The sequence below is a fragment of the Hymenobacter aerophilus DSM 13606 genome (assembly GCF_000382225.1).
In the GTDB taxonomy this organism is placed as follows: Bacteria; Bacteroidota; Bacteroidia; order Cytophagales; family Hymenobacteraceae; genus Hymenobacter; species Hymenobacter aerophilus.
Window position 1 is genome coordinate 22,543 of record NZ_KB907835.1, and the last position, 9,404, is coordinate 31,946.

The window sequence follows — 9,404 nt, forward strand, 5'->3', positions numbered from 1 at the left end:
CCGGGGGTGGGGTGAATAGTAGAACAGCTCAACCATATGATTGCAGAAACCTTTATCCGCCGGCCGGTTACGGCTATTGTTACCTCGCTGGTGATTGTGCTGGTGGGCGTGCTGGCCATCCTCAACCTGCCGGTGGGCCAGTACCCCGAAATCACGCCGCCTACTGTGTCGGTGAACGGCACCTACACCGGGGCCGATGCCCAGACGGTGGAGCAGACCGTGGCCACACCCGTGGAAGTGCAGGTGAACGGCACGCCGGGCATGACCTATCTGCAGAGCAACAGCACCAGCAATGGGCAGATGAGCATGACGGTGAACTTCGAGCTGGGCACCGATGTGAACATAGCCGCCCTCGACGTGCAGAACCGTGTGGGCATCGCCCTGCCCACCCTGCCCCAGGAAGTGCAGCGCCTGGGCCTGACGGTGCGCAAGCGCAACCCCAGCATTCTGATGCTGGTGGCCATGTACGCGCCCCTGGGCAGCCACAACACCACCTTCCTCGACAACTACGCCAACCTGTTTATCAAGGACGCGCTGCTGCGTACCAAGGGCGTGGGCGACATCGTGAGCCGGGCCGACGACTTCTCGATGCGCGTCTGGCTTAACCCCGACAAACTCTCGCAGCTCGGCGTAACGGCCCAGGAAGTAACGGCCGCCATTCAGGAGCAGAACGCCCAGATTGCGGCCGGCTCGATTGGCGCGCCGCCGGCCAAAGCGGGCCAGACGTTCGAGTACATCGTGTTTGTGCAGGGCCGCCTGCGCACCACCGAGGAGTTCGGCAACGTCATCATCAAAACCAACCCCGACGACGGGGCCGTGGTGTACCTCAAGGACGTGGCGCGGTTGGAGCTGGGCAAGTTCAACTACTCCAGCAACTCGTTTGTCGATGGCAAGCGGGCCGCCTATTTGCTCGTGTACCAGGCCCCTGGCGCCAACGCCCTCGATACCTACGAGAACGTGAAAACCACGATGGAGCGGCTCAAGCAGCAGTTTCCGGTGGACATGGACTACATCATCCCGTTCGAGTCGGCCTCGGTGGTGAAGGTGTCGATTGAGGAAGTGCTGCACACGTTGGTGGAGGCGCTGGTGCTCGTGATTATCGTGGTGTTTCTGTTTCTGCAGAGCTGGCGGGCCACGCTGATTCCGGTGCTGGCCATTCCGGTGTCGATTATCGGCACGTTCGTGTTCTTTATTCCGCTGGGCTTCACCATCAACACGCTCACCATGTTCGGCTTCGTGCTGGCCATTGGTATTGTGGTCGATGACGCCATTGTGGTGGTGGAGGCCGTGGAGCACAACATGAACAGCCGCAAAATGCCCGTGCTGGAGGCCACGCTGGAAGCCATGCGCGAAATTTCGGCCCCGGTTATTGCCATTGCGCTCATTCTGGCGGCCGTGTTCGTGCCGGTGGGTTTCATTCCAGGCATCACGGGCCGGCTGTACCAGCAGTTCGCCATTACTATCGCCATTTCGGTGGTGATTTCGGCCTTTGTGGCCCTCTCGCTCACGCCGGCGCTGTGCGTGCTGCTGCTCAAGCCCCACGAGGAAACCGACAAGCCCAAGGGCCTCGACAAGTTCTTTTTCAAGTTTAATAATTGGTTTGAGCGCGTAACGGGTCGCTACGGCAAGGGCGTGCAGAGCAGTATCCGGCACTCGCGGCTGGTGGTGATTCTGCTGGTGCTGCTGGTGGGTGGCACGGGCCTGCTCTACCTCAACAAACCCACCGCCTTCATCCCCACCGAAGACGAGGGCCGGCTTTTCATCACCTATAACCTGCCCGAAGCCTCGTCTACTGAACGCTCGGTGGCCACGCTCAAGGGCATTATGCAGGAGCTGGATTCCATTAAGGGCATTGCTCACTACGCCGGTCTGGGCGGGCTGAACGTGATTAACTTCTCGTCGAAATCGAACAGCGGCACCGTGTTTTGCCAGCTGCAACCCTGGGAAGACCGCGAGGACAAGACGCTGCAGCTCGAAGGGCTGATGGCCACCGTGCAAAAGCGCCTCAGCAAGTTCAAGGAAGCCAATGTGGTGGTAGTGTCGCCGCCCGCTATTCCGGGCCTGGGCACCAGCGGCGGCTTCTCGTTTATTCTGCAGGAGCGCGAGGGCGACGGCGACATCAAAACGTTCGACCGCAACCTGAAGGCCTTCCAGGGGGCGCTGGCCAAGCGGCCCGAAATCGTGCGGCCCTTCTCGTTCTTCACGGCCAGCACGCCGGGTTACCAGCTGTCAATCGACCGCGAAAAGGCCAAGAAGCTGGGCGTGTCCATTGCTGATATCGGCACGGCCCTGCGCACCTACCTGGGCTCGTCGTACGTCAACGACTTCACGCTCTATGGCCGTAACTTCCGGGTCGTAACCCAGGCCGATTCGGGCTTCCGGGGCAGCATCGACAACCTGAGCCAGTACTACGTGCGCAACAAAACCGGCGGCATGGTGCCCCTGAGTACGGTCACCAGCTACAAGCGGGCCGAGTCGGCCCCGCTGATTTCGCACTTCAACCTGTTCCGCTCGGCCGAAATCAACGGGGCCGCCGCCCCCGGCTACTCCTCCGGCGACGCCCTGAAGGCCCTGAAGGAAGTGGCCGCCGAGGAGCTGCCCCCGGGCTACGGCTACGAGTTTTCGGGCCTGACCCGCGAGGAACAGCTGGCCGGCGGGCAGACGGTGTACATTTTCGGCCTCTCGCTGGTGTTCGTGTTTCTGCTGCTGGCCGCCTTGTACGAGAGTTGGTCGGTGCCGTTTTCGGTGCTGCTGGCCGTGCCGCTGGGCGCGTTCGGGGCCATCCTGGCCCTCACGTTCCTGCCCAAGCTCACCAACAACGTCTACGCCCAGATTGGCCTGATTACGCTCATCGGCCTCTCGGCTAAAAACGCTATTCTCATCATCGAATTCGCCAAGGAGCGGGTGGACAAGGGCATGCCGCTCATCGACGCCACGCTCGAAGCCGTGCGCCTGCGCCTGCGCCCCATCGTGATGACCTCGCTGGCCTTTATCCTGGGCGTGTCGCCGCTGGTATTTGCCTCGGGCGCCGGCGCCATCAGCCGCCAAACCATCGGCTGGACGGTGCTTGGCGGCATGCTCTCGGCCACGCTGCTGGCCATTTTCATCGTGCCGGTGCTCTATGTGCTCATCACCCGCTTCGCCTACGGCAAAGAAAAGCTGGCCGAGCTGGAAGCCAACTACCAGCCCGACGAAGAGCACGGTGGTCCGGTGGCAGTAAGTGAAGAAGGCTAGCTCGGCCCTTATGTGGCGCCTCACCCCCTAGCCCCCTCTCCGAAAAAGGAGAGGGGGAACTAGATGCTAGTTTTTAGTCTAGTAGCGGTTGCTCTAACTCTATGAAGCTAAAGATTAGTCCCCCTCTCCTTTCTCAGAGAGGGGGCTTGGGGGTGAGGCGCCACGTCAGGACAACACAATTACTCACTCCGTCAGCCAAACCTCCGTACCAACGGGCACGGCCGCGGCGCCTTCCTGCGTGAGCAACAGCGCCCGGATAGCGGGCTCGCCGGCGCGGGCTATTTCCTCGACGCTGGCCGTAGCGGAAATCTCCTGTTTATCAGGCTGAACCAGCCGAACCGGCAGGCTCGTGTGCAGGGCCAGAGAAGCCAGCATTACGGGTGGCGCGGCGGGCAGCAGCAGTACACCCAGGCCGGTTAGGGCCCGGCTTTCGGCAACCTGCAGAATGAATTTATTCTTCATGCACTCAGATACGAAAAGGGCGCTTACGTGGCTGTTAGGTCCACTTTAGGCAGCTGCGCTTAATAAGCAAAATGAGTACGGTGGCGCTTAACCTCGGCGGGTGATTATCCGTATTGGCATGGTGCTTGTAAAACGCTCTTCTACCCCGGGGCACCAACGCCCTTCCACTTTAAAAACATCCGCCATGAAAAAGGTTAGTCTGCTTCTCGCATTTGTCCTGTTCCTCACCACCGCCTTCCACGGCTTCGCCCAGGACCGCAAGGTCAGCTCCAGCGCCAAGGGTGCCGTGCTCGGCGGATTGGGCGGCGCCGCTGCCGGCGCTATCATCAACAAGAAGCACCGCGCCGTGGGTGGCGTGGTAGGTGGCGCCGCCGGTGCCGGCCTGGGTTACAGCATCGGCCGCACCGCCGACAACAAGCGCCGCGCCGAAGCTGCCCGCATTGCTGCTGCCAACCGCGCCGAGGCCAACCGCAAAGCCGCCTACCGCTCGGGCATTGCCCAGGGCAAGTCGGAGGCCGCCCGCGCCAAGGCCGCCAGCATGGCTGCCGCCCCGGCCGCCGCTACGGCCGCCCCGGCCCTGATGAGCAGCTTTGCCGCGCCCGGTGCTGCCCCCGCCTACGCCCTGAGCTCGGGCTACCTGCCCAACGAGGCCTACGGCCAGCGCGAGGCTGCTTACCCCACTTCCGAAGTTCGTCGCAAGAGCTGGTAGTCTAGCGTTGCCGTTCTTGCCGCAAAAGCCCAAACCAATTGGTTTGGGCTTTTTGCAACTCAATTTTTCTGCATTCTTTCTCCTAACCCTTCACTTATGAAACGCCTATTTGGCCTCCTGCTGGGAGGTGCCCTGCTGGCCGGCTGCTCCGACGCCAAAACCGATGCCGCCGCCGATGCCGTGAACGTGCAAAGCCTCAACCAACAGTTCATTGGGGCCTGGAACGCCAAAAACACCGCCCAGCTCGATACGCTGCTGGCCGACGACGTGCAGTATGCCCAGGGCGCCACGCGCTTCAACGGCAAGGCCGAGGTGTCGGACAAGTGGGTACGCGCCACGATGGGCACCATTGCCGACCTGAAGCTCTACGGCACCAACTCGGGCAGCGGCCCGGCTATGGCCTACGAGGCCGGCACTTTCTCGACCGACGTGCTGCCCGAAACGGCCGACCAGCCCCGCGGCGAGGGCGAAGGCAACTTCATCCTGGTTTGGAAAAAGAACGCCAAAAACGCCTGGAAGCTCAGCTACGTGCAGCTCGAAGGCCTCCCCGTGAAGGTGAAGTAGGCCGCCGCGCCACCTCTGCTTAAACCACAAAGCCCCGGTGGGCCGCCCCAATTGGTTGGGTGGCTCATCGGGGCTTTGTGGTTGGCAACCCGTTTATTCCGGCTCGCGCACCGCTGCCAGGTTCCTGGCCTGGTAGGTGTACACCGTGCCGGTTTGGGTGTGCTGCACCACGGCAATGCCCTTGGGCAGCAGCTGTTTCAGGTTGTAGCGCAGCGAATGACCCGGGTCGTAGTAGAGGGCCCAATGGCCGTTGCTGTCGCGCGAGCCGCCACTGAGGAGGCCGCCGCCGTTGGGCATGGGCACCGGGCGGGGCTGGTCGGCATTAGCGGCAGCCGAGCCAGACGGGTTTTCAGTTTTGAGCAGGCGCCAGTCGGGGTTTTTCTGGCCGGGGCGCGGGAGTTGCTGGGCCGTAGCGGCGGTGGTGGCAGCCAGGAGCAGCAGGGCAGGCAGTGATACGGTTTTCATGGCGGGCGATGATAAAGCGGTACAGGAGGGACGCGCTAGCTGCCAAATGGTTGCCGGCTAGTCGGTGGCAACCTGATTTCGTTGCAGCCAGTATCAGAAAGCAGCGTACTTTTCATCCATCCCATCTGCTAGCTGCTGTTTTTATGGAAAGAGAAATTGGTGAACCCGGCGAATTTCTGGGCGGTTCGATGGCCAGCCGCGCCGTCAATATTCAGCCCGACATGCAAAAAGTGCGGCGGCTCGACACCTACCACCGCACCTACCGCCGCTACCTGTGGCGCAGTATGTCGGCGCTGGCCGGCCTGCTAGTTGTGGTCGTGGGGGTTTACCTGCTGGGTTACCCCAAAACGGCCTTTGCCTTCGCCTGCTTGACCTACGCCGTGTTTCTGTTCGGGTGGCGCTTCCGCCGCATGCTCACCGGCGACGCCTACCGTAACGGGCTGCTGGTGCCGGGCATCATCACGGCCGTAGCCCCGCTGCGCGTTACGGTGGTGGCCGAAGTAGAGGACGGCGAGAGCCAGAATTCGCGCGGCATCGTGTGGGGCGTTAAGCACCTGACCGTGCCGGCACTGACCATGCACCCCGAGCAGCTGGGCGAGCGGGTGCCCTGCGTGGCGCTGTTCGGGCCCGGCGCCGACGGTATCTACACTGACTACGAGCCCCGTCCGCTGGCTTGGGGTACCGCCGACCCGGCCGTTATTGAGGCTGCCCGCGCCGCCATTCCGCCCGAAGAGTGGGAGCTGACAGAGGAGCTGGCCACGCGCACCCCGCCGGCGGAAGGCGACTATTCCATCAGCTTTTTCAACGACGACCTGGAGCTGGTTCCCAACGTAGCGCCGGTGGTTGGGCTAATGTAGCTCCCCGAATGGGGCAGGCCTGGGGTGCGTAACCTGCTCAGCAAAAAATACTACTCACTTTTTCTGATGAAGACCTATCCGTTCTCGGAGTCGCCCTCGGATTAGGGTAAAACAATGAGCCCCCAACCAATACGATGCTGGTTGGGGGCTCATTGCTTGGGGGTTTCAGACAGTAATGCCAGCCGGTTAGCTAGCGGGCAAGCTGTTTTTAATTACCCGAGCACGTCTTTGGCCTTGTCGATGATGTTGTCGAAAGTGCTCATTTGCTCTTTCTGGGCGTGGCCTTTGGGCGCGGGCGGGGCCAGCTTGGGCTCCTGGCCGGCGGGTTTGCCCTGAATCACCGAGAACTCGCCCTTGCCGTCAATGGAGGGGCCACTGGTCCAGCGGCCCGGGGCCGTTTCGCCGTTGATGCTCGTGCTCATGAAGGCATAGCTGTACTGCTGCAGCTCTTCGCTTTGCGGGAAGCTGTTCGGGATGGGGTGCACGCCGGTGGGGCCGCCCAGCTCTTCAAGCACGGCCAGCCACTGGTTCTGGTGCATGGTGTCGCGGGCAATCAAAAAGGCCAGCATATCCTTCATGCCGGGGTCGTCGGTGGCTTCCCAGAGGCGGGTAGCCAGCAGGCGGCCAGTGCTTTCGGCCATCACGTTGGCGTACATATCGGCCGCCAGGTTGCCGCTGCCCACCACCCACGAGCCGTTGAACGGGACGCCGTTGGCATCCACGGCCATAGCCGAGAGGCCCGACGAGAGGATGTGGCGCACGTCCATGCCGCCCATTACGGCCCCGATGGCTTGGTCTTTCGCCATTTCCTCTTTCAGGCTCAGGGGCGCACCCTCCAGGTTGAGGGCTACGGCCGTGGCCAGCATTTCGATATGGCCGATTTCCTCGGTGCCGGTTTCGAGCAGCATGTCGCGGTACTTAGACGGGCCGCGCGAGCCGAACGCCTGAAACAGGTACTGCAGGCACACCCGGATTTCGCCCTCAATGCCGCCCACCGCCTGCTGCAGCATGCGCGCAAACACGGGGTTGGGCTTATCGACTTTCACTTTGTACTGTAGCTCCTTATCGTGGTAGAACATAGAAAAATAAGTTGGGGTGAAGCATTGCGTTAGCCGGCACCCTGCCGCGCAACCCTCCCCTATACGCCCCGGTTTTTGGCCTGGCCGAAACGGAATTTTGGCATCTTTGAATAATCAAAAAACACGGCCAGTTGGCTGGAATCAAAGAAACTCGACACTAATTACTGCCTTGCGGCCTAACGGCTGAGCTTATGGTCGGCCGGGCCGGATGCGGAGCCGGGGCAGCGTACCTTTGCCGATCCGCTCCACCAGGAGCGGCCTTTTAGTACATGAGTGACTTATTGACTGCCGAGCCCGTTCAACCCACTTCCACCGCGCCGGCGCCCGCCCCCTTGGCCCCCTCCCAGGTCTGGCTGATGGCCATAACGTGCGGGCTGGTGGTGGCCAACCTCTACTACAACCAGCCGCTGCTGGCCGAAATCGGCCGTACATTCGGCCTCACCGAAAGCAAAGTCAGCTGGGTGGCCACCGTTACGCAGGTGGGATACACGCTGGGCCTGCTGCTGCTGGTGCCACTGGGCGACAAATGGGAGCGGAAGCGCCTGATTATGGCCCTGATTGGGCTGGTGGCCGTGTGCCTGGCAGTAGCCGCCTACGCGCCCACTTTTGGAGTATTAGTGGGCGCCTCGCTGCTGCTGGGCTTTTTCTCGGCCGTGCCGCAGTTGCTGGTGCCCATGGCCGCCTCGCTGGCCTCCGATGAGCAGCGCGGCCGGGTGGTGGGCAAGGTGATGAGCGGGCTGCTGATTGGCATTCTGGTGTCGCGCACCATCAGCGGCTACGTGGGCCTGCACTTCGGCTGGCGCACCATGTTTTGGGTGGGCACCGGGCTGATGCTGGCGCTGGTGGCCGTGCTGGCCCGGATGCTGCCCAGCAACCAGCCCTACTACGCAGGAACCTACGCCAGCCTGCTTCGCTCGCTGGGCACGCTGGCCGCCGAGCTGCCGGCGCTGCGCCGCTCCTCCATCATCGGGGCCTGCCTGTTCGGCGGCTTCAGCGCCTTCTGGACCACGCTGGTGTTCTTTCTGGAAAGCGACGCCTACCACTACGGCGCCGACGTGGCCGGCCTGTTCGGCCTCGTTGGGGCCACCGGCGCTTTTGCCGCCTCCTACGCCGGCAAGTCGGCCGACCAGAAGGGGCCGGGCTTTGCCATGCGCATCGGGCTGGCGCTGTTTGGTGGCGGCTACCTGCTGATGACCTTCGGCGGCTACCACCTGCTGGGCCTCATTGCAGGCGTAATCGTGCTCGACGTGGGCCAGCAGATGGCGCACATCGCCAACCAGACCCGCATTTTCAGCCTGCGCCCCGAGGCCCGCAGCCGCCTGAACACCGTGTACATGACGGCCTGCTTCATCGGCGCCTCGGCCGGTTCGCTGCTCGGCGGCCTCGCCTGGACCCACTACCAGTGGCCCGGCGTGTGCGCCGTGGGCCTGGGCCTGGTAGCACTGGCGTATCTGGTGAGCCGGTTTTACGGGCGGGAATCGGGAAATGACGCTGTAGTAAGTTGAGTAAAATATAAGATGTTTTTCACTGGCAACTTCATTCGTCGTTATTACAATACATTTATAATGAAGAATATCAAATAGGATAAACAGATATGCGTATTCTGATAGGTTTAGGACGTATAGTAGCTTCCGTATTAATGGGACTATTCATTGGCTTTCAATTGAGAACTTGCACTCGGTGGTTTAAACATTATTTTGAGGAGAGAGAAAACTGAGGGCAACGGGGTGTAGAATATGAGGCTGCTTATAGCGGTTTCGTGAACATCTAGCCCATCTTTACGCTTGTGCGACGTGATAGCCGCAGTGGTTGAACCACCCGAGCGCATCAGCGCTGGTAATCCAGTTGACGGCCTCTTGCAGCGCGTCGATTAACGCCTCGCGGGTGCGGGCCTGTGCCGCCCGTAGCTTGGTTTTGAGCTTGCTCCAAGCCTGCTCGACGGGGGTGAAGTCGGGCGAGTAGGGCGGCAGAAACAGCAGTTCCACGCCCCGCCCGGCTAGCCACTGTTTTACCCCACTAAGTTTATGGGCCGAT

General features: G+C 61.8%; 9 protein-coding genes. 5 read left to right on the forward strand and 4 right to left on the reverse strand.

Translation table 11 applies throughout. From position 1 onward, the window contains the following. The first annotated feature begins 36 nt into the window (after window positions 1–36). Window positions 37–3,234 carry an efflux RND transporter permease subunit gene (locus H145_RS0117500; RefSeq protein ID WP_019949457.1) on the forward strand — a complete coding sequence of 1,066 codons (3,198 nt, stop codon included), beginning with the start codon at window positions 37–39 and terminating at the stop codon, window positions 3,232–3,234. A gap of 183 nt (window positions 3,235–3,417) precedes the next feature. On the opposite strand, the gene H145_RS0117505 is transcribed toward H145_RS0117500, so the two are convergent. After that, window positions 3,418–3,696 carry a hypothetical protein gene (locus H145_RS0117505; RefSeq protein ID WP_019949458.1) on the reverse strand — a complete coding sequence of 93 codons (279 nt, stop codon included), beginning with the start codon at window positions 3,694–3,696 and terminating at the stop codon, window positions 3,418–3,420. A gap of 184 nt (window positions 3,697–3,880) precedes the next feature. On the opposite strand from H145_RS0117505, the gene H145_RS24905 reads away from it, so the two are divergent. Together H145_RS24905 and H145_RS0117515 are read left to right on the forward strand one after the other, a co-directional pair. Next, the gene (locus H145_RS24905; RefSeq protein WP_019949459.1) at window positions 3,881–4,405 is read left to right on the forward strand and encodes a glycine zipper 2TM domain-containing protein; all 525 of its coding nucleotides are present in this window, start codon (window positions 3,881–3,883) and stop codon (window positions 4,403–4,405) included. Window positions 4,406–4,501: 96 nt separating this feature from the next. Beyond that, window positions 4,502–4,969: a YybH family protein gene (locus H145_RS0117515; protein ID WP_019949460.1), complete on the forward strand. Its 468-nt coding sequence runs from the start codon at window positions 4,502–4,504 to the stop codon at window positions 4,967–4,969. A 93-nt stretch (window positions 4,970–5,062) separates the two neighbouring features. On the opposite strand, the gene H145_RS0117520 is transcribed toward H145_RS0117515, so the two are convergent. Next, entirely contained in the window at window positions 5,063–5,434 is a 372-nt protein-coding gene (locus tag H145_RS0117520) for a hypothetical protein (RefSeq protein ID WP_019949461.1), read from the reverse strand. A 143-nt stretch (window positions 5,435–5,577) separates the two neighbouring features. Here H145_RS0117520 and H145_RS0117525 point away from each other — a divergent pair, with 143 nt between their 5' ends. After that, window positions 5,578–6,291, forward strand: a complete 714-nt coding sequence (locus tag H145_RS0117525) for a DUF3239 domain-containing protein (RefSeq protein ID WP_019949462.1) — start codon at window positions 5,578–5,580, stop codon at window positions 6,289–6,291. 212 nt (window positions 6,292–6,503) lie between these two features. Here the strand turns inward: H145_RS0117525 and H145_RS0117530 are convergent, their stop codons facing one another. Further along, on the reverse strand, window positions 6,504–7,370 hold the full coding sequence (locus H145_RS0117530) for a manganese catalase family protein (protein ID WP_019949463.1): 867 nt from the start codon (window positions 7,368–7,370) through the stop codon (window positions 6,504–6,506). Window positions 7,371–7,639: 269 nt separating this feature from the next. Here H145_RS0117530 and H145_RS0117535 point away from each other — a divergent pair, with 269 nt between their 5' ends. Then, complete coding sequence (locus H145_RS0117535) at window positions 7,640–8,875, forward strand: MFS transporter (protein WP_071595239.1); 1,236 nt, start codon at window positions 7,640–7,642, stop codon at window positions 8,873–8,875. Window positions 8,876–9,148: 273 nt separating this feature from the next. Here H145_RS0117535 and H145_RS21930 read toward each other — a convergent pair. Then, window positions 9,149–9,404: transposase (locus H145_RS21930; protein WP_019949465.1), on the reverse strand; the 256-nt coding region annotated here is incomplete at its 5' end.